We start from the raw sequence: 23,483 nt of genomic DNA, 5'->3' as shown, positions 1-23,483 counted from the left end.
AGGACCGCCCTGATCCGCAAGACCCTGCTGCACTGGAGATTTTCATTGCGGTAACACTCTTGACACCTCCGGGAACGTTCGCAAGGATCCACGGCATCCGGCAGCAGCGACGCGAGGAGGCGGTCCGTGGCAATCACGATCCGGGAGGTGGCGAGCGCCGCGGGCGTATCGGTGTCGACGGTCTCCCGCGCCTTCACGGCGCCCGACCAGGTGCAGCCGAAGACCCGGCAGCGCATCCTGGAGGCCGCGGCGAAGCTCGGTTACGCGCCGAACCCGGCGGCGCGCAGCCTGCGCGGCGGCGGCACGGGCACGCTCGGGCTGATCATCCCCGACATCGCCAACCCGTTCTTCCCGCCCATCGTCAAGGCGATGCAGGCCCGCGCCCGGCGGCTCGGCTACACCGTGCTGGTCGCCGACAGCGACGAGCGCGAGGCCGACGAGCTGGAGACGATCGCGGCGGTCTCCAAGCGGGTCGACGGCCTGGTGCTGTGGGCGTCCACGCTCACCGAGGACCGGCTGGGCGAACTGGCCGACCAGATGCCGCTGGTGGTCGTCAACCGCCATGTGCCCGGCATCCCCGAGGTACGGATCTCGCTGTCGGCCGGGATCGCGCAGGCCGTGGAGCACCTGCGCGCGTACGGCCACCGCCGGTGCGTGTTCATCAACGCCTCACGGGACGAGCTGAGCCGCGGCAAGTCCATCCACGAGTCCTTCGAGGCGCAGGACGTCTCCTTCGTCGAACTCGGGCCCTACGAGCCGCGGTTCGAGACAGGCGTGCTGGCCGCCACGCTGGTCGCCGCGCACGGCGCGACGGCCGTGCTCGCCCACAACGACCTGGTCGCCCTCGGCGTCCTGCACCAGATGGCGAGCCTCGGCGTGAGCGTGCCCGGTGACGTCAGCGTCATCGGCATCGACGACACCCTGCTCGCGTCCGTCTCCACCCCCAGCCTCACCACCATCAGGATCGACCCGGAGGAGGTCGCCACCCGGGCGGCCGACCTGCTCCTGGAGACGATCGCGGGCCACGGCGCGGCGCGTGCCGACGCGCCCGCCGACCCGCGGGCCACCCCCTTCGTGGAGATCGGCTCCCGGCTGGTCCCCCGCGCCTCCACCGGGCCCGCGCCGGGCCGCTGAGTCACCCGCCGTACCCGCGGCCCACCGGCCGCCACGGCGCACATCGGCGCGACCCGCCCCGGGAACCGCGTCCCCCCATTCACAGCAAGGCACCCCGCACCGACCTCACCCTGCCCTCCGTGGAGACGAAATGTCCAGACAATCCCGTAATGCGGCCCTGCTCGGCTGCACCGCCATAGCCGTGTCCGTGGCCCTCACGGCCTGTTCCGCCGTCACCCCGAGCAAGTCCGGCGGCGGCGACGGCGGCGGCGACCTCACCCTCCGCGTCCAGGGCATGCCGCCCGCCACCGACAAGGCCGCGCTGACCCTCTTCAAGCAGCAGGTCGCCGACTTCGAGAAGGCCAACCCCGGCATCAAGGTCAAGGGCTCCACCACCGTCTTCGACCCGCTGACCTTCTCCGCCAAGCTCGCCGGCGGCAACGTCGAGGACGTCATCAAGGTCCCGCTCACCGAGCCGCAGCGGCTGATCCAGCAGAAGCAGGTGCAGTCGATCAGCGGCCAGCTCCAGTCCTGGGACCACTTCAAGGAGTTCAACCCGCAGGTCCTCAAGCCGCTGAGCGACAGCGCGGGCCAGGTCTACGGCGTACCGCAGAATCCTTACGCCCAGGGCCTGGTCTACAACCGCGCGCTGTTCAAGGCCGCCGGGCTCGACCCCGACAAGCCGCCCACGACGTGGGACGAGGTCCGCGCCGACGCCAAGGCGATCGCCGCGAAGACCGGCAGGGCGGGCTTCGTCCAGGAGTCCAAGGACAACCAGGGCGGCTGGCAACTCGCCATGCTCTCCTACGCGTTCGGCGGCGACCTCGAACAGCGGCAGGGCGACACGTACACCGCGACCCTCACCGGCGAGGCCACGAAGAAGGCGCTCGGCCTGCTCAAGGACATGCGCTGGAGCGACAATTCGCTCGGCCGGAATCTGCTGAACAACCAGAACGACGTCATCAAGCAGTTCGCGGCCGGACAGGTCGGGATGTTCATGGGCAGCCCCGGCACCTACCGGCTGGCCAAGACGCAGTTCGGCATGGAGAACACCGACGACTTCGGCGTCGCCTCGATGCCGCAGTCCGGCGGCAACGCGACCCTGACCGGCGGCGACATCTACATGGTGCCGAAGTCCGCCGACACCAAGCACGCGGCGGCCGCCGTGAAGTGGCTGACCTTCGCCTACGCCGAGCCGCAGTACAGCACCGAAGCCGCCGCGGGCCAGGCCAAGGCGCTGGCGGCCGACCCCAAGTCGGCGGTCGGCGTACCGACGTTGCCGGTCTTCGACACCGCGCGGCAGACCGAGATCAACGCGGCGATCAAGCCGTACGTGAACGTCGAGCTCGACAACTTCGCGCCGTACACCCAGGGGCTGGGCACGCTCGACCTCAAGCCCGAGCCGCCGTACGAGGCGCAGACGCTGTACACCGCGCTCGACCCGGTCGTGCAGGCGGTGCTCACCGACCGCGGCGCGGACGTCGACGCGCTGCTCGCGAAGGCGGAGAAGGACGTCAACGCCAAGCTCGCCACCGACCAGTCCACCCAGAAGTAGCCGTTCATGAGCCTGCTCACCCACTCCCGGCGCGCCGCGCCCGCACCCGTCGCCCCCGCCCAGGGGAGCGCGGGCCGCCGCCGCGGCGGGACCGCCGCGCGCAAGCAGATCACGGCCTGGCTGTTCCTGCTCCCGGCCGTGCTGGTCTTCGGGCTGTTCGCCTGGTGGCCGATCGTCCGCAGCCTGCTGCTGAGCTTCCAGCGGACCAATCTCGTCGATCCCGCCGTCTGGGTCGGCTTCGACAACTTCCGCGCGGTCTTCGACGATCCGCTGCTCGGCACCGCCGTCGGCAACACCCTGTTCTTCGTCGGCCTCGGTCTGCTGATCGGGTTCCCCGCGCCGCTGATCCTGGCCGCGGTGATGTCGACGGTACGGCGCGGCGCGGGGGTGTACCGCTTCCTGGTCTATCTGCCGGTCGTCATCCCGCCCGTGGTCGCGATCCTGCTGTGGAAGTGGTTCTACGACCCGGGCAGCGGCCTGTTCAACACCGCGCTCGGCAAGGTCGGCCTCGGCCCGTACACCTGGCTGGAGTCCTCCGACACCGCGATGCTCTCGCTGGTCCTGGAGGCCACCTGGGCCGGGATGGGCGGCGCCGTGCTGATCTACCTGGCCGCGATGGTCGGCATCCCCGGCGAGCTGTACGAGGCCGCCGAGGTGGACGGCGCGGGCGTCTGGCGCCGGATCTGGCACATCATGCTGCCCCAACTGCGCTCGGTCATCGGCCTGTTGCTGCTGGTCCAGCTCATCAACACCGTGCAGGTCTTCACCGAGCCGTACGTCTTCACCGGCGGCGGCCCCGACAACGCGACGCTGACCGTACTGCTGCTGATCTTCCGCTACGCCTTCCAGGACGGCGAGTACGGCCAGGCCGCCGCGCTCTCCTTCCTGATGGTGCTCGCGCTGGGCCTGCTGTCCGGGGTGTATCTGCGCGCCACCCGCGGCTGGAGCACGTCATGACCCTGCTGAGCGAATCCCTCACCACCTTCGTCTCCGCCCACGACCGGCGGCGGCCCGGCGTACGGGCGGCCGTCCGCTCCGTCCAGGCGCTGACGCTGATCCTGCTGCTGCTCATCGGCATCGGACCGCTGTACTGGATGGTCAAGGGCGCGGTGTCCGCGCCCACCGAACTCACCAACCACCCGCTGGCGTTGTGGCCCGACCGGCCGCGGCCGGGCAACTTCGCCACCGCGTACACCGACCTGAGCGTCGGCCGCTATCTGATGAACACCTTCCTGGTGGTCGGCGGATCGTGGTTCGTGCAGCTCTTCGTCTCCGCGACGGCGGGCTTCGCGCTGTCGGTCCTCAAGCCGCGCTTCGGCAAGGCCGTCTACGGCGCGATCCTGGCCACGATGTTCGTGCCGTACACGGTGAACATGGTCAGCCTCTTCATGACCGTCATCGACCTGCCGCTGCTGCACCTCAACCTCGGCGACACGTACTGGGCGATCTGGCTGCCCGCCGGGACCAACGGCTTCACGGTGCTGCTCGCCAAGCAGTTCTTCGACGCGCTGCCGAAGGAACTCTTCGACGCGGCACGGGTCGACGGGGCGAACACCTGGCAACTGCTCACCAGGATCGTGCTGCCGATGAGCAGGCCGGTGCTCGCCGTGATCAGCCTCCTCGCAGTCATGCACAGTTGGAAGGACTTCATCTGGCCGCTGGTCGCGCTCACCGATCCGGAGAAGCAGCCGATCAGCGTCGCCCTCGCCCAACTCGCCACCCAGGCACCGCAGGACCAGCTCATCGCGGCCATGGTGCTCGCCGTCGCGCCGCCGATCCTGTTCTTCGCCGTCGGCCAGAAGTACATCGTCGCCGGGCTCGGCTTCACCGGCGTCAAGGGCTGAGTACCCCCGCACCCCCCCCCGCTTCATCCACGCACCTTCTCTTCGGGACAAGAGAGAGGCACCTCCATGCCAGTCGCACGCCGCACATTCCTCCAGGGCACGGCCGTCGCCACCGGGGCCGCGCTGCTCCCGGCCGTCGCCGCCCAGAACGCGCACGCCGCGGGCGCGGTCACCGTCTCCGCCGACGGCATCACGCTCGTCGGCCAGAGCGACGGCAGCGTCCTGATCAGCGACGGCTCGGGCACCGCCCGCGTCCTGATCAGCCACTTCATGATCAAGGACAGCGTCCTCGGCCAGCAGCGCACCTACGGCGGCACGCCGACGCAGGTCACGCTGCCCGACGGCCGCCCCGCCGTGCGGATCACGTACACCATGGGCAGCGGCGCGTCCGGCGTCACGGTGCGCGGCACCTTCGACGTCACCGCGCACAAGGCCCACATGTCCTGGGAGGTCGGCGGCTCCACCACCCTGACGCCCACCGGCTTCATGGTCGCCCGCACCGTCCAGACGCCGAGCGCGGCCGAGTCGTACGAGGCGCTGACCACCTGGACGAAGGACCCGCGCGGCGGCATCCCGTACGAGGTCGACGCGGGCGCCGCGTACACCGAGACCTGGTCCGACACCCGGGGCTCCTTCTGCCTGGCCGCCAGCAACTCCAGCTATACGACGGCCACATGGCTGCACACCCCCGGCGCGTCTACGGGCACGGACACCGCTGCCACGACGGCGGACTTCGTCCTCGGCGGGCTGCGCCCGCGCGGCGCCGGGGTGCTGGCCGCGGGCAGGCCGCTGGGCGTGGAGGTGTGGACCGACCAGCCGTTCAACCTCTACAAGACCGCCGGGCAGACGATGACGCTCAAGGCGCAGGTCGTCAACGGCGGTTCGGCGGCCAAGCCGGTCACCGTGACCTGGTGGGCGCGGGACTTCGCGGGCACGCAGATCGCGGGCGGCACCGTCTCGCAGACCGTCGCCGCGGGCACCGCCTGGGACGCCTCCTTCCCGGTCGCCGCCCCCGCGCACGGCATCGTCTTCACCGAGGTCAGCGCCGTGAGCGGCGCCGACTCCGCGCTCGCCAGGACCAACCTGTCGGTGCTGCCCGACTTCGCCTACCAGGCGGGCGGCGAGTCGATGTTCGGCCTCGCCAACTACCCCTGGCTGCTCAAGCCGAGCCAGGCCGACGTGCTGGCGCTGCTGAAGCTGATCGGTGTGAAGCGGATCAGGATCGCCTACGCGGGCGCGCCCGGCATCGACACCGCGACCCTCGACGCCCACGGCATCCACCACAACGTGGAGCTGAGCGGCATCCCGATCGGCGGCAGCGCGGACCAGATCGCCGCCTGGGCCGACACCAACACCGCGAAGGCGACCGCCGCCGCCGCGGAGTACTTCGAGGTCGGCAACGAGGTGAACGCCCCCTGGATGGAGGGCCGGGGCGTCGAGGCGTACATCAGCGACGGGCTGAAGCAGGTCACCGACCGGCTGGCGGCGGCCGGTTCCACGATGAAGGTCATGAACGCGGGCCTCGGCGGCATGGACTACGTGTGGACCGAGAAGTTCCAGCAGGCGGGCGGCTGGGACCTCATCGACGCCTTCGCCTTCCACCCGGGGCGCGGCAACTTCACCCCCGACTACGCCCCTTCGCCCGACGACTGGGTGGAGGGCACCACCGGCACCTACTGGAACTTCCTCGGCGCGCTGCGCAAGGCCAAGGAGATCATCGCCGAGTACGGGCCGAAGGAGCTGTGGATGTCCGAGGCGTACGCCCCCACCAAGCCCAACTCCTGGTGGCAGGACACCTACCGGCACGCCGCCGAGAACGTGCTGCTGAGCCTGGCGCTGGCCAAGTCCGAGGGCGTACGCGGCGTCAACTGGTACCAGTTGCACGACTCGACGATCCACCACCCGCAGGAGGCCGACCCGGACAACGTCGAGTTCCACTGCGGCATGATGCACCGCGACACCAGCGCCAAGCCGTCGCTGCTGGCGTACGCGACGGCCGCGCGCGTCCTCGACCAGGCCACGTACGTACGGCCGTTGGTCTTCGCCGACGCGGACGTGAAGGGGCTGCTGTTCACCACGCCCTCGGGCCCGGTGTCGATCCTGTGGACCCGCAAGGACGGCTACGTCCTCAACGCCGACCACGGCGCCGGCTCCTGGTACGCCTCGCCCGAGCCGTGGACCGACCCGTGGCCGACGAAGACGCAGGTCGTCGCGCACTCCGGGACCGTGGCCGGGACGGTGCGGGAACTCAACTGCGTCGGCGAGGAGCGGACGTTGAACGCGGCCGGCGGGAAGGTCACGCTCACCCTGGACGGAGCGCCGCGCGTCTACTACGGCCTCGCCGCCAACCCCGACTGGAAGTAAGCACGTCATGAGGGGCCGAGAAGAGTCATGAGGACGTCATGAGGAACGACACCGCACGGCACGACATCACCGTCGTCGGCGGCGGCCTGGCCGGGGTCTGCGCGGCCGTCGCCGCCGCCCGGCTGGGCCGGACCGTGGCGCTGGTCAACAACAGGCCGGTGCTCGGCGGCAATTCGAGCAGCGAGGTCCGCGTGTGGGTCTGCGGTGCCACCGGGCACGGCAAGAACCACCACGCCCGCGAGGGCGGCATCATGGGCGAGCTGTTCGTCGAGAACCAGTACCGCAACCCGGACGGGAACCCGTACTACTGGGACACCGTGGTGCTCGACGCCGTGCGCGCCGAGCCCAACATCACGCTGTACCTCAACACCGATGTGCGCGAGGTCGACGCCGAGGGTCCCGACGACGCGCGCCGGATCACCGCGCTGACCGGCTGGACCATGGGCTCCGAGCGGCGCGTCCGCTTCGAGAGCGAGGTGTTCCTCGACTGCACCGGCGACGGCCTGATCGGCTACCTGGCCGGGGCCAGGCACCGCATCGGCCGCGAGGCGCGCGCGGAGTACGACGAGCCGTGGGCGCCCGAGACCGCCGACGACATCACGCTCGGCTCGACGCTGCTGTTCTACACCAAGGACGCCGGCCGCCCCGTCAAGTACGTGCCGCCGGACTTCGCCAAGGACATCACCACGACGTCCATCCCGCAGCGCCGCATCATCAAGGCGGGCGACAACGGCTGCGCGTACTGGTGGATCGAGTTCGGCGGCGAACTGGACACCGTCCACGACAACGAGCGCATCCGCGACGAGCTGTGGTCGGTCATCTACGGCATCTGGGACCACATCAAGAACTCCGGCGAGTTCGACGCCGAGACCATGACGCTGGAGTGGGTCGGCTCGCTGCCCGGCAAGCGCGAATACCGGCGCTTCCTCGGCGACTACGTCCTCCACCAGGGCGACATCCTCGGCCAGACCGAATTCGCCGACCGCGTCGCCTTCGGCGGCTGGTCCATCGACCTGCACCCGCCGCAGGGCATGTACGCCACCGAGGCGGGCGCCAAACAGCGCTACGCGGACGGCATTTACCACATTCCGTACCGCAGCCTGTACTCGGTGAACACCGCCAATCTGCTCTTCGCCGGGCGGAACATCTCCGCCAGCCACGTGGCCTTCGGCTCGACGCGGGTGATGGCCACCTGCGCGACGATCGGGCAGGCGGCGGGCACGGCGGCGGCGCTGTGCGCGGACGCCGGGATCTCCCCGCGCGAGCTGGAAGTGGCGTCGCTGCAACGGGCGTTGCTCCGCGAGGACGCCTCGGTGATCGGGCTGGCCTCCGACGACCCGGACGACCTGGCGCTGCGGGCGACGGCGACGGCGTCCAGCACCCTGGCGGACCTGACCGTCGAGACCTCCGACGCCACCTGGCCGCTGACCGCCGACGCGGGCCTCGTCCTCCCGGCCGACCCCGCGCTCACCGGCCTCGAACTGCTGCTGGACGCCGAGCGCGACACCGTGCTGACCGTCGAGCTGTACGACCCGGAGCTGGGGCAGAACTATGTGCCGCGCCGCCTGGTCGGCTCGGTGTCGGTCCCGGTCGCCGCAGGGCACGGGCAGTGGGTCAAGACCGGACTGGAGTGGGCGCCGGACACCCCGCGCAACGCCTTCGTCGTCGTCCGCGCCGACCCGGCGCTCGCGCTGCGCGTCGCCGACCGGCCGACGCCCGGCGTGCTGTGCTTCACGCGGGTGCCGCTGCGACCGCAGGACGAGTCGCCGCAGCCGCTGCGCGAGTGGACGGACTCCGGCCTGCTGCGGCGGACCTTCTGCCTGCGGGCGGGGGAGACGGCCGCGTTCGCGCCCGCCAAGGCGGTCGACGGATACGCCCGGCCGTACGCGGGCCCGCACCTGTGGGTCTCGGAGCCGGTGCGCGAAGGCACGCCGGAATGGCTGGAGTTGGCGTGGGACGAGCCGGTCGCGCTGCGCCGGATCGAGGTCGTCGCGGACGACGACGTCAACGAGGACCTGATCAATCTGCACCACCACAGGACCCCCTTCGACACGCTCCCGACGCTGGTACGGGACTATCGGGTGGAGGTGCGCGACGCGGCCGGGGCCGACTGGCGGGTGCTGGACCGCGTGACGGCCAACCGGCGCCGCCGCCGGGTCCACGTCCTGGAGGAGCCGGTCACCGCCCGCGCGGTACGGATCGTCGTCGAGGCGACCAACGGCGCCGCGTCCGCGCACGTCGTCGCCGTACGGGCCTACAGGTAAGGGAGTTGGCGGTGGTCACAAGGGTGCTGGTCACCGGGGCGGCCGGCCGGATCGGGCGGGCGGTCCTCGCGCTGCTCGCCGAGCGCGGCGTCGAGGCGAACGCGCTGGTCCTCGACGACCCCGGCGACCTGGGCCGGCTCGGCGCGCGGCTGGTCGTGACCGGCGACGCGGCCGACCCGGAGACCGTCCGCAGGTCCCTGGACGGCGCCGACGCGGTCGTCCACCTGGCGGCGATCCCGACGCCCGAACGCAACACGCCGCAGGAGGTGTTCAGCGGCAACACGCTCGCCACCTTCTCCGTACTGGAGGAGGCCGGGCGGGCCGGGGTGCGGCACGTGGCACTGGCCAGTTCGTGGGGGGTCACGGGACTGCCCTGGACCGGCGACCCGGCCCCGCACCCGCCGTACGTCCCCGTGGACGCCGCCATGCCCGGCCAGGTCGAGGACCCGTACGGGCTGTCCAAGCAGGTGGACGAGGTGACCGCCGCCATGATGGCGCGTCGGCACGCCATGAGCGTGGTCTGCCTGCGCTACCCGTACGTCGGCGGCTTCGAGGAGCGGCTGCGGGCGCACGCGGCGCTGGTCACCGAGCAACCGGCTGACGGCGCGCGGGACTTGTGGACGTATCTGGAGGTCGGCGACGCGGCGCGGGCCGCGCTGCTGGCCCTGCGGGTGACGCAACCCGGCGCGCATGTCGTGCACGTGTGCGCGCCCGAGATCCTGGTGCCCTTCCCCACCGAGGAGTTGATGCGCCGCTTCCACCCGACGACCCGCGTACTGCGTCCGCTGCCCGGCCGTACGGCACCGGTCGACACGGCGGCGGCGCGGCGGCTGTTCGGGTTCACGGCGGAACGCCTGATCGACGGGTGAATCGACGGGTGAGGTGACACCGGCCGGTCGGTGCCCGGACGGCGCCCGGTCGGCCGCGCGGTCGGGCTGGCGGTTGACGGCTGGTGAGGCGGAGGTCGCGCGGGCCGCTACCTTGGCCCGTACAACGCTGCCGTCTGGCCGGAGGAAAAGCACGTGAGCCGTCGCTTCGAGGAGATCGACTGGCGTCCGACGCCGATGGGCGAGATCAGCCTGCGGCGACGGCGGGACGTGGCGACCGGCGAGGACGTGCACGAGGTCAAACTCGGCGACGAGTTCCTGATGTCGAGCCTGTTCACCGCCGGTGAGATCGCGCTGTCCCGGCTCGGCCTGGCCGAACTCCCGGACGGGGACGGGGACGATGGAGGGGACTCGTACGCGGATGTCGCCGTCGGCGGGCTCGGCCTCGGCTACACCGCGCGCGCGGCGCTGGAGGACGCGCGCGTACGGTCGCTGGTCGTCATCGACGCGCTCGCCGAGGTGATCGGCTGGCACCGGGAGCATCTGGTGCCGCTGGGCGCGGAGTTGACGGCCGACCCGCGCTGCCGCTTCGTGCACGGCGACTTCTTCGCCCTGGCCGCCGACGCCGACGGGCTCGACCCCGAGACGCCCGGCCGCCGCTTCCACGCCGTGCTCCTGGACGTCGACCACTCGCCCGCCCACGTCCTCCACCCCCGGCACGCCGCCCTCTACCGCCCGGACGGCCTGCGGCGGCTGGCCGCCCACCTCCACCCCGGCGGCGTGTTCGCCCTGTGGTCCAACGACCCGCCGGACGACCCCTTCACCGTCACCCTCCGCGAGACCTTCGCCACGGCCGAGGCCCACGTCGTCACCTTCCCCAACCCGCTCCAGGACGGCGAGGCGACCAACACGATCTACGTGGCGCGCACGGCGTCCTGACGTCGGCGCCGTGCTGACGGACCGTCAGGCGGGCGCCGTGGTCGGGAAGGCGCCGGTCTCGGCGACCACACGGTCCTGGAACTCCGGCTCGCGCACCCGCGCGGTCCCATCTGCGGGCGCTACGCCCTCGGCACCCGCAGAATCCGCAGCATCGTCGTCCGTAGCGCTTCCCCCAGCTCCTCGTCGGAGAGGTCGGCGAGGAGCGGCAGGGTCTCCGGGGCGAGGAGGGCGGTGCTGTAGGCGATGCGTTCGGCGGGTGTCGGCTGCTCACCGTAGAAGAGGGTGAGGCCGCGCCGGTGCAGTGCGGCCACCTCTTCGTGGTTCTTGGTGGTGTGCCGCGCGTCCGGATCGGTGGAGGCCATCACGGCGTAGTGCCGGTTGGTGACGAGGAATTCGGCGAAGCCGTTGACCACGTGCTCGATGCGCGCCCGCCGGCCGCGCATCGCGTCGGCATCGTCCAGCAGCGTCTCCATCCGGCGCATGCCGGGCTGCATCGCCGCGTGCAGGATGTCGCCCTTCGCGCGGAAGTGGTAGTAGACGGCGGCCTTCGTCAGGCCCAGCTCGTCGGCGATCATCTGGAGCGAGGTGGCGTTGTAGCCGAGTTCGAGGAAGAGCCGCTGGGCGGTGTCCAGGATCTGCTGCCTGGTCTGCTCGGCCTGCGCCGCACGGGTGGACATGCCCTTGGCAGGCGTCGGCATGGTTCTTGCTCCTCCTTCGTGGGCCGCGAGGACCGCACCGCAGCATACAAGCCGCCGGGGGCCCGGAAGCCGGTCGTCCGGCGGGTCACGGGCCCCTCGCGGGCCCCTCGCGGGCCGGTCGCGGGCCGGTCGCGGGCGGCCCGTCTCACCGGCCGGGGACCGTTGCGGACGTGCCTGCCGTAGCGCCGGCCGGGGGCTGGTCGCGGGCGTGCCGGATCACCGGCCGAGGCCCGGTCACTCGCCAGCCAAAGACTAGTGACTCACCTGCCGATGTCCAGCGACTCACCTTACGTTGGCAAGCGATTTACTTGACCTGCGGCTAGTGAATGCTTAACGTCAGGCTCGGCGTGCGCTACCCGAACCGGCCGTGGAGATATGTACCCATGTCAAGCTATTTGTACCGACTCGCCCGGCTCGCCTTCCGGCGCCGACGGCTGGTCCTGGCGTTGTGGCTGGTGGCGGCCGTGGTCGCCATCGCCGCCGCCCAGATCAGCGGCGGGAAGACCAACGACAACTTCACGATCCCCGGCACCGAGGCGCAGAACGCGTCCGACGTCCTGTCCGCCAAGCTGCCCGCCTTCAGCGGCGGCCAGAGCACGATCGTCTTCGCGACGACCCAGGGCAGCAGGAAGGTCACCGACCCGGCCACCATGAAGGTGATCGAGTCGGCCATGACCAAGCTGCGGACGGTCCCTCAGGTCTCCAACGTCGTCGACCCGTTCCAGGGCAAGCTCGTCTCGCAGGACGACAAGATCGCGCTCGGCCAGGTGCAGTGGTCGGCGGCGGCCACCGACGTCAAGGACGCCAACCTCGACCTGTTCAACGACGCGATGAAGCCCGTACGGGCGGACGGCGTCCAGGTCGAGTACAACGGCAGCGTCTATCCGGGCTGGCGGCAGGTGATCTCCGAGCTGCCCGAACTCATCGGCCTGATCGTCGCCTTCTTCATCCTGATGATCACCTTCGGGGCGTTCGCCGCGGCGGGCATGCCGATCCTGGGCGCGATCATCGGCGTCGTCACCACGCTGATGGCCATCACGGCCGTCGCGTCCGTGGTCACCATCGCCTCGGCCTCCACCACCGTCGCGCTGATGCTCGGGCTCTCCTGCGGCATCGACTACGGCCTGTTCATCCTGTCCCGGCACCGTACGAACCTGCTCAACGGCATGACGCCCGAGGAGTCCGTGCCGCTGGCCATGGGCACGGCGGGCAGCTCCGTCGTCTTCGCCGCGCTCACCGTGATCATCGCGCTGTGCGGGCTCACCGTCGTCGGCATCCCGTTCCTCACCGTCATGGGTCTGGCCGCCGCGGCCTCGGTCGCCGTCGCGCTGCTCATCGCGCTGACCCTGCTGCCCGCGATGCTCGGCTTCGCCGGGACCAAGGTCGCCACATTCACCCGGCTGCCCTGGCTCGGCGCCCGCGCGGAGCGGGTCGCCCGCCGTTCGGCCGCCGACCCGGACAGCCCCAACGGCGCCCGCTGGGCCCGCTTCGTCGTACGCCACCGCATCCTCGTACTCATCGGCGGCGTCGCCCTGCTCGGCGTGCTGGCCATCCCCGCCCTCGACATCCGGCTCGGCCTGCCCAGCAGCGCCTCCCAGCCGAAGAGCACCACACAGCGCAAGGCGTACGACCTCACCACCGAGGGCTTCGGCGCCGGTTTCAACGGCGCGCTGCTGATCGTCGCGCAGAACACCAGCAGCCCGGCGGACACCGCGGCCATCGCGGCGCGGCTCACCAAGGTGCCGGGCGTCGTCAAGGTGACGCCGCTGGCCTCCAAGAACGGGGTCTCGCTGATCCGCGTGATCCCCAAGACCGGGCCGAACGACCCCGCCACCGCCGACCTCGTGCACACCCTGCGCGACGACCGGCAGCAGCTCGAAGGTCAGACCGGCACCGACATCCTCGTCGGCGGCACCACGGCCTCCAACATCGACGTCTCGGCCAAACTGTCCAGCGCGCTGCCGGTCTTCCTGATCGTCGTGGTCGGCCTGGCCTTCATCCTGCTGACCTTCGCCTTCCGCACCATCCTGGTGCCGATCAAGTCCATCCTCGGCTTCCTGCTGTCGATGGCCGCGGCCCTCGGCGCCCAGGTGGCGACCTTCCAATGGGGCTGGGGCCAGCGGATCTTCGGCATCACGCCGACCGAGACGATCAGCTTCCTGCCGATCATCATGCTGGCCATCATCTTCGGCCTGTCCAGCGACTACGAGGTCTTCGTCGTCTCCCGCATCAAGGAGGAGTACACGAAGAACGGCGACGCCCGCCGGGCCGTGCAGCGCGGCACCGGCCTGTCCGCCCGCGTCGTCACCGCCGCGGCCCTCATCATGTTCTTCATCTTCGTCGCCTTCATGTTCACCGACGACCCCACCATCAAGGCCATCGGCTTCAGCTTCGCCGCGGGCGTCTTCCTCGACGCCTTCGTCGTCCGCCTCACCCTCGTCCCCGCCGTCCTCGCCATCGTCCGCTCCAAGGTCTGGTACCACCCCCAGTGGTTCTCCACATACATCCCCGACCCCGACATCGAGGGCCAACGCCTCGAACACGAACTGAAATCCGGCCGCCTGACCTGACCCGCCCTGCCCTGACCCGCCCTGACCCGCCCTGACCCCGGCCGCTCCGCGGTTCAGACCGAGCCGAGGTCGATCTCCGCGGCGAAGGGGACCACGGCCTTCACCGTGCCGGTGAACACGTCACCGTCGCGGTAGGCCGTGCCCGCGGGGTCGAGGACGTACGTGTAGACCAACGGGACGCCCGTGGCGGTCTGTTCGACGCGCCAGTAGAAGGGGATGCCGGCCTTCGCGTACTGGTCGACCTTCACGATCCGGTCGGTGGTCTCGGAGCCCGGTGAGACCACCTCGACCACCAGCAGTACGTGCTCGGGCCGGGTCGGCGTGACGTCGATGGTGTCCGCGCGGTAGACGACGACGTCCGGGCGGCCTGTGAGCGCCCCGCAGCGAGTACCCTCCGGTCCCGCGAGGGGTGCCGGGGAACCCCGGCCGCAGTAATCTGCGTCGACGCCTACGAGCGCGCGTGAGCGCGGCGACGGCCGCCGGGGGGCGGGCAGGGGCGGATGAGGGGGACGGCACACGATGGACGGAAACGACGGCTCCGGCAGACCGGCGTACGACCCGGCCACGGGCTACGGCGGCACGCCCGCGAGCGGCGGCGGTACGGGCCACAGCGGCACGGGTTACGGCGGTACGGGCTACGGCGGCGCGGGCGGGGACGGGCTGTGGAGCGTGCCCGGGTACAGACACGAACGTGACCTCGGCGCGGGCGCGTCCGGCCGGGTCGTGCTGGCCACGCACATCGCCACGGGAACGGCGGTGGCGGTCAAGTACCTCGCGGGACCCCTCGGCGGCGACCCGCGCTTTCGCACCGCCTTCCGCGCCGAGGCGGAACTCCTCGGCGGCCTGCACTCGCCGTACATCGCGCGCTTCTACGAGTACGTGGAGGACTGCGGGAACGCCGCGATCGTGATGGAGCTGGTCGACGGCATCGCGCTGCACGCGCTGCTGCGGCAGGAGGGCGCGACCGATCCGGAACCGGCGCTCGCGGTGCTGAAGGGCTCACTGCTCGGCCTGGCCGCCGCGCACGCGGCGGGGGTGGTGCACCGCGACTACAAGCCCGCGAATGTGCTGGTCACCACGGACGGCGTGTCCAAACTGGTGGACTTCGGCGTCGCGGTGCGCAGCGGCGAGACGGGCGCGGTCGCGGGCACGCCGTCGTACATGGCGCCCGAGCAGTGGGCAGGCGGCCCCGCCACCCCGGCGACCGACGTGTACGCGGCCACCGCGACCTTCTACGAGTGCCTGACCGGCAGTAAGCCGTACTCCGGCTCGACGATGTTCGAACTGGCCGTGCAGCACGCCGAAGCGCCCATCCCCGACGAGCGGGTGCCGGAGCCGGTGCGCGGTCTGGTCACCCGCGGTCTGGGCAAGACCCCGCAGGAACGCCCGCAGAGCGCGGCCGAATTCGTCGCGGAACTCCAGGCGGTGGCGGGCGCCGCGTACGGCGAGGACTGGGAGGAGCGCGGGCAGCGCAAACTCGCCGCGCTCGTGGCCCTGTTGCCGCTGCTGCTGCCGTTCGGCGGCGGCAGCGCCGCCTCGGGGACGACGGCCTTCGCGCACACGCAGCTCGGCCAGGGGGCGGGCGTCGCCTCCGGCGCGGCCCCCGCGCCGACTCCGGGCGCGGCGGCACCGGGCGACGCCCTGGTCGCGCTGGAGCGGCACCGCCCGGTACGCCCGGCCCGCTTCGGGCGGCGCGCCAAACTGGTGGCGGGCGCGGTCGCGGCCGTCCTGATATCCACCGGGCTCGTCGTGACCGCGGTGGCCACCGGCGGCGACGGTCCCTCCGACGAGGTCACCGCCGCCTCGACCCCCTCGGCCCTGACCTCCCTGGTCTCCGGCCAGCCCGTCGCCCCCGCGACCGCCACCCCGACGTCCGGTTCCCCGTCCGCGTCCCCCTCGGCATCGGGGTCCGCGTCCCCGTCCCCGTCCGCCTCGGACAGCGCCTCACCGAGCGGTACGACGACGACGGCGCCGGTCGATCCCCCGCCGACATCGACGCCGACATCGACGCCCCCCACCACGGCGCCCACGACGCCGCCGACGACACCGCCGACCACGACGACGCCACCCGCGCTGGTGGTGGACTCGGTCGCCATCGTGCGGTTCATCTGTAGCGCGGGCGCCGGGCACACGGCGGTCGCGGCGGTCACCGTGCAAGGCAACGGAGCCGACGACGGCACCTTGGTCCTCACCTGGGCGCACACCACGGCGTCGGGACTCGTGTCGGGAGCGGTCACCGAGTCGTACCCGATCCCCAAGGGCGAGACGTCCTCCACCCAGTCCTACACTCACGCGTTCGGCGTCAGCCGCTTCCCCGGCTGGACGCTCACCGTCTCCTCGACGCCCGCCGCGGGCAAGGGGAACGGCTCCTCACAGACGATCGACGCCTGCTGACCCGCACTTCGGCCCTCCGCCAAGGAACCCGCCCATGCCGCACGACCGTGACCGCGACCAGAGCCGTGACCCACGCCTGCACTTCAGCACCCGGCCGCAGGCTGCCCCCGCCCCCGCCCCCGCCGCGCCGGACGACGGCACCTTCCGGCTCAGCGACCTCGGCTTCGGCGGCGCGAGCGATACGGACGGCGCGAGCGATACGGACGGCGCGAGCGATACGGACGGCGCGAACGATACGGACGGCGCGCGCGGTACGGGCGGCACGAGCGATACGGGCGGCGCGAGCGCCGGGGGCGGTGCGGGCGGCGCCGAGGAGCCGGACGGCGCGACCGTACTCGACCCCGACTCCTGGTCCAGCGAGGTCCCGGAGGCGGAGACCTTCGCGCCCGGGCTGCGCCGCTTCGGGCCCGGGGTGCCCGAAGGGCCCGAGCCGTCGGTCGGTACGGAGCGGACCGCCGCCGTGTGGCACGGCACCGTGCGGCCGGGGGAGCCGGTGCTGCCGCCCGAAGAGCCGCGCGGGAAACGGGCGTTGGGCGGCTGGCTGCTCGCGCTGCTGGTACTGCTCGGGGTGGTGGCGTATCTGCTGTGGCAGCACTGGCCGGGCTCGGTGAAGGTCGACGGCGTCAGCGTCCGCAACGACACCGCCGTCCAGGGCTGCCACAGTACGGCGAAGGTGGTGGGCACGCTGCGGACCAGCGGGGACGCGGGAACGGTGCGCTACCGGTGGCGGCGCAGCGACGGCACGCTGTCCGACGAGTTGCGGCAGCGGGTGGCGAAGGGGCGGCGCAGCACCGACGTCGTGCTGCTGTGGTCCTTCGACGGCCGCGGCACGCTCCAGGCGACCGCGACCCTCGAAGTGCTCTCCCCGCAGCGGCAGTCGGGGTCGTACACCTTCACCTACCGCTGCTCCTGAGGCCGTTGACGCGCGCGGTCAGCCGATCCGCGCCTCCCAGTACGGGAGCAGCCGCACCGGACCGACCAGGCCGTACGGCTGGCGCGGCGATCCGCCGTAGACGCCCGGATCGCTGACGCGCAGCCGGTTGCCGAGGGTGGTGGCCACCTCGACCTCGATGGTGTTGTCGCCCTGGCGCAGCCAACCGCCCAGGTCCACCACGGGGTTGATGTGGTCGACGGGGTCGAGGCGGTGGCCGTTGACCGTCACGCGGCAGGTGTCGTAGACCGTGCCGAGGTCGAGCAGCGCGCCGTGGCCGCCGGTCCAGGCGCGGCCGAGGCGGACGGTGGTGCGGTAGCGGCCGATGCCGGAGACGTCGGCGAGCGCGGGGATGTCGGGCCAGGCGGCGAGCGCGTCGAGGGTGAGCGCGCGGCGCACGACCCTCGTCTCGGTGGCGGTGGCGCCCGGCTGCCAGTCCTCGACGTCCAGCCGCCAGCCCGTGAGCTGGGTGGGCTGCGGCACGCCGGAGATCCGGCTGCGCACCGTGCGGCGGCCTTGGGACAGCTCGGTGACGTACTCGCCGTCGGCGGAGCCGCGTACGGTCAGCCGCCCGTCGGCGAAGAGCACGGTGTCCGCGGTGGTGGACACCGCGTGCGGGCCGCTGCCCGTGCGGTCGCCGAACAGGCCGGGCACGCCGAGCGCGACGACCATGGTCTCGCCGGGCTGGAGCGCGACGCGCAGCGTGACCGTGTCGCCGTTCTCGGTGTACGTGCCGATCCGCCGCACGCGTCCGGTCCACAGGTCCAGCAGGTACGGGACGTGGCGGGTGCTGCCCCGGCGCAGGGTCACCTCGTGGTCGACGGCGGCGACCGGCGGCTTGACCGTCTCGGCGTGCTTGCCGTTGCAGAAGTAGAAGTAGTCGACGCCGTCCGCGTACCGGTGGGCGTTGAGCAGCGTGGAACTGGTCGCGTACGAGACGAGCGGTGTCACGCCGAGGTCGGCGAGCGCGGCGCCCACCGCGGTCTTGTCGGTGATCTGCCGGACGCGCGGCTGGGCCAGCAACTGGGCCAGCACCGCGCGCAGTCGGGCGTCCTGCCCGCCGGTGTCCAGGCCGGGGACGGTCGCGGTGCTCCAGTCGCCGAGCAGCACGATCGGCAGCCCGGCCTTGGTGAACGCCAGGAATTTCTCGGCGACTTCGACCGGCAGCGTGCAGGTGGACCCGGCGAAGAAGTCGGCCTCCACGAACAGGGCGCGGTACGCGGGTCCGCCCGCCGCCAGCACCCCGTTGGTCACCCGCGCCGACGGCAGGCTCAGCAGCGGCTCGCTGATGAACTGGTGGTTCCAGCCCAGCGGTATGCCGGTCGAGGTGAACCAGGACGCGCCGATGCCGGTCGCGGTGTAGCCGGTCTGCCGGAAGATCGCCACGTCCTGGCGCGGCTTCCCCGCTTGCAGGACCTGGTGCACACGGGCCAAGTAGCCCGACATGTCGGCGATGTGACGCCACGTCGGATGCCGCGGCCCCCACGACTCCCCGTAGCCGACACCGCCGTGGTACGGGGTGAAGGCCGCGTATCCCGGCCAGGCCACACCGGGCAGGGCCGCGTACGAGAAGCCGTGGATCACCGTCTGGTTGACCCCGGCCGCGTACGCGCCGCCCATCGTGCGCAGGAACTTCTGCCAGGTGGTGCTGTACGCGCCGCCGGTGTACGCGCCCGACTCGCAGGACAGAATGGTGCTGCCCGCCATGTCCCGCCCGCCGGCCAGGCACCGGTAGTCGTCCAGGTTCTTGAAGCCCAGCGACTCGCCCTCGGGGATGTCCAGGAGCGCGGCGGTCGCGATGGCGTCGGTCTGGAGCCCGTACGGCTGCGCGCGCAGCTTCAGTCCGAAGGTGCTCGCCCACTTCTTGATCGCGGTGACGTGGTGGGTGTTGTACAGCTCCGAGACCGTCTGCCAGAAGTCGTGGCGTACGCGGACGGTCAGCGCGGCGCCGTACGCGTAGACCTGGTTGCTCTTGTTGAGCAGCAGCGCGGGCAGGTACGGCAGCAGGTCGTAGCCGCGGCGGCGGGCGAATTCGGCGGGCAGCGCCGGGGTCCACAGCAGGGCGCGCGACTCCAGCTCGATGGAGTCCTCGAAGAGGGCGCCGCCCGCGCGGGCGATCAGCCGGCGCACCGGCCGGGTCAGCAGGTCCGACTCCCAGAAGTCGGTGATCGCGCGGGTGCCGGCGGGGCTGAAGTGGTCCACGACGTACGCGGTCGGCGCGGTGTGCGGCCCCGCCTCGGGGGTCTGGCCGGTGCCGCGCAGCCAGTGGGCGAACAGCAGCCAGGACCCGCCGTCGTCGGGCGCGGTCCAGGTGACGGCGCCGTTGGTGACCGTGCGCGTGAGGTCCACCAGGGTGGCCGGGTCGAGGCCGGTCTCCTTGCGGGTGCTGTTGGCGGTGTCGACGCGGACCGCCTGCACGGCGAGCAGCGTGGCCTTCGCGGCGGCCGGGTCGGCGGCGACGACGGGGGCGGGGACGGGTCCCTCGTAACGGGCCCCGGCGGCCAACGCGGCGACACCGTAGGCGAGTTCCTGTACGGCGGCCGGGCTGTCCGGGGTGATCGTGGGGACGGCGGTCGGCCAGGCGGGGCCCGCGGTGAGGTCGACGGTCAGGCCGCGGCGGTCGGCCTGCTCCAGCGCGGCCTCCATCCCGGCGACCCAGCTCGCGCTGCCCCAGCCGTGGCGCGCGGTGTCCAGGACGGCCGGGTCGTCCACGCTGTGGTGGACCGCGGCGATCTCGACGCCGCCGAAACCGGCGTCCGCGATCTGGTCGATCTCGCGGCGGATCTCGGCGGGCTCGACCAGCCCGTCCGGCCACCACCAGCGGAATTTGGGCCGGACGGGGGCGGGCGGGGCGCTGAACCAGGAGGCGGAGCCGGGGGCGCCGGGTCGGCACGGGGCCGGGTGCGCGGAGGCGCTGCCCGCCGCTCTCGCCTCTTCGGCCGCGTGCGCGGTGCCGGTGGCCGCGCCCCACGTGAGGGCCGCGCCCGCGGCGGCTCCGGCCTGGAGGACGCGGCGGCGGGCGACACCGGCGTCCGGGCGGCTGTCGTCGGCGTGGCTGGCGTCGTCGGTCATGGTGCGCGTCTCCTCGTATGAAACGTTTTAAGTTCCGGGCGGACGCTATGGCCGAGAATCGTCAGACGTCAAGGGGGTGTACTTGCCGGATTCATTGAACAGATTCAATCGAGCGGGGAAATGCATGCCGCGGGGCCGAGGGCGGCACCCGTGGCGCGCGCCCGTCCGCCGCGCGCCCCGCCCCGTGTCCGCCCCGCGCCCGGCGCCGTGTCCGCCCCGCGCCCGGCGCCGCGTCACGCTCCGCCGTATGGAGGAAAGTTTCATCCGCACTCTGTTCTGCGGTGGTTACTTGGCATTAAGTTCCAACGACAGCTGCCCGCACGGAATTTGACGCTCTCCCTCACCCCCACCACGGGAGCACACATGTCGGTCCCTGAGCACTTCGCCATGCCCCGCGCCGCCCAGTCCCCCACCGCCGAGTCCGGCACGGACGAGTCCCGCGCCGCCCTGTCCCGCCGCCGCTTCCTCGCCTCGGCCGCCGTGCTCGGCGCGAGCGCGGGAGCCGTGATCGTCGGCGCCGCGCCCGCCTCCGCCTCCGCCGCGCGGATCGTCCCCGAGCCCAACATGTTCGACACCACGGCGTGGGGCGCCCGCCCGCCGTCCTCCCCGGTCAGCCTGGCCGGGAACAACCCCAACAAGATCGTCGTGCACCACACCGCGTTCGCGAACACCGCCGACTCCGGCACGTCCGGCTCGTTCGCCATCGCGCACGAGATCCAGGACCTGCACATGGACACCAACGGCTGGATCGACACCGGCAACCACTTCACCATCAGCCGGACCGGCATCATCATGGAGGGCCGCCACCGCAGCCTGGAACGGCTGCTCGCGGGCAGCAACATGGTCGTCGGCGCCCACACCGTCGGCCAGAACACGCAGGGCATCGGCATCGAGAACAACGGCACGTACACCTCGGTCGCGCCGCCGTCGATCCTCTACGCCAGCCTCGTCAGCCTCTGCTCGTACATCTGCTACAAGTACGGCCTCGCGCCGACGCAGATCTTCGGGCACCGGGACTTCAACGTCACCGAGTGCCCCGGCGACAAGCTCTACGCGATGCTGCCGCAGCTCCGGTCGGACGTGGCGTCCCGGATGTAGCGGCGGGTCCGCCCGGTGCGGCGCCGGGCCCGCGCGGGTTCGGCGCCGCGCCGTGCGGACCTCCGGGTTCGGCGCCGCGCCGGGCCCGCGCGGACGCCCAGGAGGCCGCCGAGTCCTCGACATCTGGCAGGCCGCCCACGCGTCCCGTACCGCGGCCCCGCTGTCGAGGCACGGCTGTCGAGGCACGGCTACGAGGACTGAGCCGGGCGCCAGCCCAGGGCCGGGCCCAGGGCGCCGGCGAGGTCGGTGAGGATCTGGACGTAGTCCTCGTGGGCGAAGGTGAAGGGCAGGGCGAAGGCGACCTCGTCGATCTCGCGGAAGGCGGCGTGGGCGTGGAGGCGTTCGGCGAGCTGGGCCGAGGGGCCGACGAAGTCGGGGGAGAAGAGCATGCGCGCCGGGCCCTGCGGAGCCGTGGTGCGCGGGAGGCGCTTGCGGGCGTACTCCTCGTAGCGGGCGCGCTGCGCGGGCGTGGCGCTGTCGGTGGGGATGACGACGAGGCCCTGCGAGACGCGGGCGCGGTCGCCGTCGGGGTGGTGGGCGCGGAAGGTCCTGATGTGGGAGAGCTGGATGTCGGCGAAGTCCGGCGCCGGGCCCGTCACCGCCGCCTCTGCCGCCGCCGGATTCTCCGACTCCGCCGCCTTCGCAGCCTTCGCCGCCTCCGCTGGCTTCTCCGGCTCCTCCGCCTTGACGACGCTGCTCGTCAGGAAATTCATGCCGTTCTCGCCCGCCCACCGCGCCGACCGCAGGCTCGCGCCGCCGTACCAGAGACGGCCGCCGAGGCCGGGGGAGTGCGGCTGGACGCGGTCGGAGAAGACCTCGATGCCCTCGACGCCGCTGAAGTCGGTGGCGCGCTCGCCGCGTACGAAGTCCAGCAGCCGCCGGACGCGCGGGTAGCCGAAGTCCTCGGCGTCGGCGGTGTCCGGGTAGAGCGCGGGCCCGACCTGCTCGAAGTGCGTGGGCGGCCCGACGCTGACGCCGGGGTTGAGCCGTCCGCCGGACAGGATGTCGACCGTCGCCAGATCCTCGGCCAGCCGCAGGGGATTCTCCCAGCCCAGCGGGATGACGGCGGTGCCCAGCTCGATCCTGCGGGTGCGCTGGCTCGCCGCCGCCAGCACGGCGACCGGCGAGGAGATCCCGTACTGGAGGTGCCGGTGCCGCACCCACGCGCTGTCGAAGCCGAGCCGTTCGCCCAGCTCGATGATCTCCAGCGTCGACTCGTGCCCCCGCCGGGGATCGGCCTCGTCGAACAGCCCGATGGTCAGGAAGCCCAGCTTCCGCAACGGCTCGGATTCCAGCGGCACAGCACGCCTCCCACGTTTCCGTCCATACTCACGCCCGCCCGCCGCCCCCGCACTCCGTACCCACCGCGACCTGAGTACGAGCACGGATGATTCGGACACATCCGCGCGGCCACACTGGTCCAGGAGCGAAGATCACCTACGCGAGAGGCGGCAGCGCCGTGCAGACCAACCATCCCCGTCGGCCCCGGATTCCCGCCGGCCCCCGGCTCACCCTGATCGGACTGTCCCTCGCGGGCGTCGCCTTCATGGGGCTCGGCTCGGCGTGCAGCGTGCAGGACGCGATGTGCTCGGGCGGGGAGTACCCGGTGGCGTCGGTCGGGCCCCCGGCGGGCGGCGGGGCCTGCGTGTCGGACAAGGAGGAGCCGCCGAAGGGCTTCGTGCGCTACCCGAAGGGCAAGGTCCCCCGGCACGTGGACGACAAGTGGGACAAGTACTGGCAGGAGCACTCCCTGGACGCCGACGGCAACGAGGTGAAGTGAGGCCCCGCCGCGGGGGCGGGACCTCACAAGGCGT

16 protein-coding genes and 1 pseudogene are annotated in these 23,483 nt (G+C 72.0%); 13 read left to right on the top strand and 4 right to left on the bottom strand.

What is annotated here, in order from left to right:
- Positions 1–126 precede the first annotated feature (126 nt).
- The 8 genes from ACIQCJ_RS27665 (at position 127) to ACIQCJ_RS27630 (ending at position 10,906) form a co-directional block, all read left to right on the top strand.
- Entirely contained in the window at positions 127–1,134 is a 1,008-nt protein-coding gene (locus tag ACIQCJ_RS27665) for a LacI family DNA-binding transcriptional regulator (RefSeq protein ID WP_355339792.1), read from the top strand.
- Positions 1,135–1,264: 130 nt separating this feature from the next.
- Positions 1,265–2,668, top strand: a complete 1,404-nt coding sequence (locus tag ACIQCJ_RS27660) for an ABC transporter substrate-binding protein (RefSeq protein ID WP_402712875.1) — start codon at positions 1,265–1,267, stop codon at positions 2,666–2,668.
- A 6-nt stretch (positions 2,669–2,674) separates the two neighbouring features.
- The gene (locus ACIQCJ_RS27655) at positions 2,675–3,625 is read left to right on the top strand and encodes a carbohydrate ABC transporter permease (RefSeq protein ID WP_401851537.1); all 951 of its coding nucleotides are present in this window, start codon (positions 2,675–2,677) and stop codon (positions 3,623–3,625) included.
- Positions 3,622–4,512, top strand: a complete 891-nt coding sequence (locus ACIQCJ_RS27650; protein ID WP_355339801.1) for a carbohydrate ABC transporter permease — start codon at positions 3,622–3,624, stop codon at positions 4,510–4,512. The genes ACIQCJ_RS27655 and ACIQCJ_RS27650 overlap by 4 nt, the downstream gene beginning before the upstream one ends.
- A 66-nt stretch (positions 4,513–4,578) precedes the next feature.
- Positions 4,579–6,876: a hypothetical protein gene (locus ACIQCJ_RS27645; protein WP_402712874.1), complete on the top strand. Its 2,298-nt coding sequence runs from the start codon at positions 4,579–4,581 to the stop codon at positions 6,874–6,876.
- Positions 6,877–6,914: 38 nt separating this feature from the next.
- Positions 6,915–9,140, top strand: coding sequence for an FAD-dependent oxidoreductase (locus ACIQCJ_RS27640; RefSeq protein ID WP_402712873.1), 2,226 nt, complete (start codon positions 6,915–6,917; stop codon positions 9,138–9,140).
- An 11-nt stretch (positions 9,141–9,151) separates the two neighbouring features.
- Positions 9,152–10,009, top strand: a complete 858-nt coding sequence (locus tag ACIQCJ_RS27635) for an NAD-dependent epimerase/dehydratase family protein (protein WP_402712872.1) — start codon at positions 9,152–9,154, stop codon at positions 10,007–10,009.
- A gap of 153 nt (positions 10,010–10,162) precedes the next feature.
- A complete protein-coding gene (locus tag ACIQCJ_RS27630) occupies positions 10,163–10,906 on the top strand; it encodes a spermidine synthase (RefSeq protein WP_402712871.1) in 744 nt (247 codons plus the stop codon).
- A gap of 119 nt (positions 10,907–11,025) precedes the next feature.
- Here the strand turns inward: ACIQCJ_RS27630 and ACIQCJ_RS27625 are convergent, their stop codons facing one another.
- On the bottom strand, positions 11,026–11,604 hold the full coding sequence (locus tag ACIQCJ_RS27625; RefSeq protein ID WP_355339816.1) for a TetR family transcriptional regulator: 579 nt from the start codon (positions 11,602–11,604) through the stop codon (positions 11,026–11,028).
- Between the two features lie 383 nt (positions 11,605–11,987).
- Here ACIQCJ_RS27625 and ACIQCJ_RS27620 point away from each other — a divergent pair, with 383 nt between their 5' ends.
- Positions 11,988–14,174 (top strand): MMPL family transporter, encoded by a 2,187-nt coding sequence (locus ACIQCJ_RS27620; RefSeq protein WP_355339819.1) that lies wholly within the window; start codon positions 11,988–11,990, stop codon positions 14,172–14,174.
- 53 nt (positions 14,175–14,227) lie between these two features.
- Here ACIQCJ_RS27620 and ACIQCJ_RS27615 read toward each other — a convergent pair.
- Positions 14,228–14,539, bottom strand: a pseudogene (locus ACIQCJ_RS27615) (Uma2 family endonuclease); the annotation flags it as partial.
- A gap of 154 nt (positions 14,540–14,693) precedes the next feature.
- Between ACIQCJ_RS27615 and ACIQCJ_RS27610 the strand changes: the two are divergent.
- The gene (locus ACIQCJ_RS27610; RefSeq protein ID WP_402712870.1) at positions 14,694–16,568 is read left to right on the top strand and encodes a protein kinase; all 1,875 of its coding nucleotides are present in this window, start codon (positions 14,694–14,696) and stop codon (positions 16,566–16,568) included.
- Between the two features lie 34 nt (positions 16,569–16,602).
- Positions 16,603–17,481 carry a hypothetical protein gene (locus ACIQCJ_RS27605; RefSeq protein WP_402712869.1) on the top strand — a complete coding sequence of 293 codons (879 nt, stop codon included), beginning with the start codon at positions 16,603–16,605 and terminating at the stop codon, positions 17,479–17,481.
- Positions 17,482–17,499: 18 nt separating this feature from the next.
- Here ACIQCJ_RS27605 and ACIQCJ_RS27600 read toward each other — a convergent pair whose 3' ends face one another.
- Positions 17,500–20,571 (bottom strand): glycosyl hydrolase, encoded by a 3,072-nt coding sequence (locus ACIQCJ_RS27600; RefSeq protein ID WP_402712868.1) that lies wholly within the window; start codon positions 20,569–20,571, stop codon positions 17,500–17,502.
- Between the two features lie 363 nt (positions 20,572–20,934).
- Here ACIQCJ_RS27600 and ACIQCJ_RS27595 point away from each other — a divergent pair, with 363 nt between their 5' ends.
- Complete coding sequence (locus ACIQCJ_RS27595; RefSeq protein ID WP_402712867.1) at positions 20,935–21,669, top strand: peptidoglycan recognition family protein; 735 nt, start codon at positions 20,935–20,937, stop codon at positions 21,667–21,669.
- 188 nt (positions 21,670–21,857) lie between these two features.
- On the opposite strand, the gene ACIQCJ_RS27590 is transcribed toward ACIQCJ_RS27595, so the two are convergent.
- Complete coding sequence (locus tag ACIQCJ_RS27590) at positions 21,858–22,970, bottom strand: LLM class flavin-dependent oxidoreductase (protein ID WP_402712866.1); 1,113 nt, start codon at positions 22,968–22,970, stop codon at positions 21,858–21,860.
- A 158-nt stretch (positions 22,971–23,128) separates the two neighbouring features.
- Here ACIQCJ_RS27590 and ACIQCJ_RS27585 point away from each other — a divergent pair, with 158 nt between their 5' ends.
- Positions 23,129–23,449, top strand: a complete 321-nt coding sequence (locus ACIQCJ_RS27585) for an SCO0607 family lipoprotein (RefSeq protein WP_402712865.1) — start codon at positions 23,129–23,131, stop codon at positions 23,447–23,449.
- The last annotated feature ends 34 nt before the right edge of the window (positions 23,450–23,483 follow it).

Origin of the sequence: Streptomyces sp. NPDC093221 (assembly GCF_044753885.1) — a bacterium.
Taxonomy (GTDB): Bacteria; Actinomycetota; Actinomycetes; order Streptomycetales; family Streptomycetaceae; genus Actinacidiphila.
The sequence above is the reverse complement of the archived record's forward strand: the minus strand, read 5'-3'. Positions and strand labels throughout refer to the sequence as shown.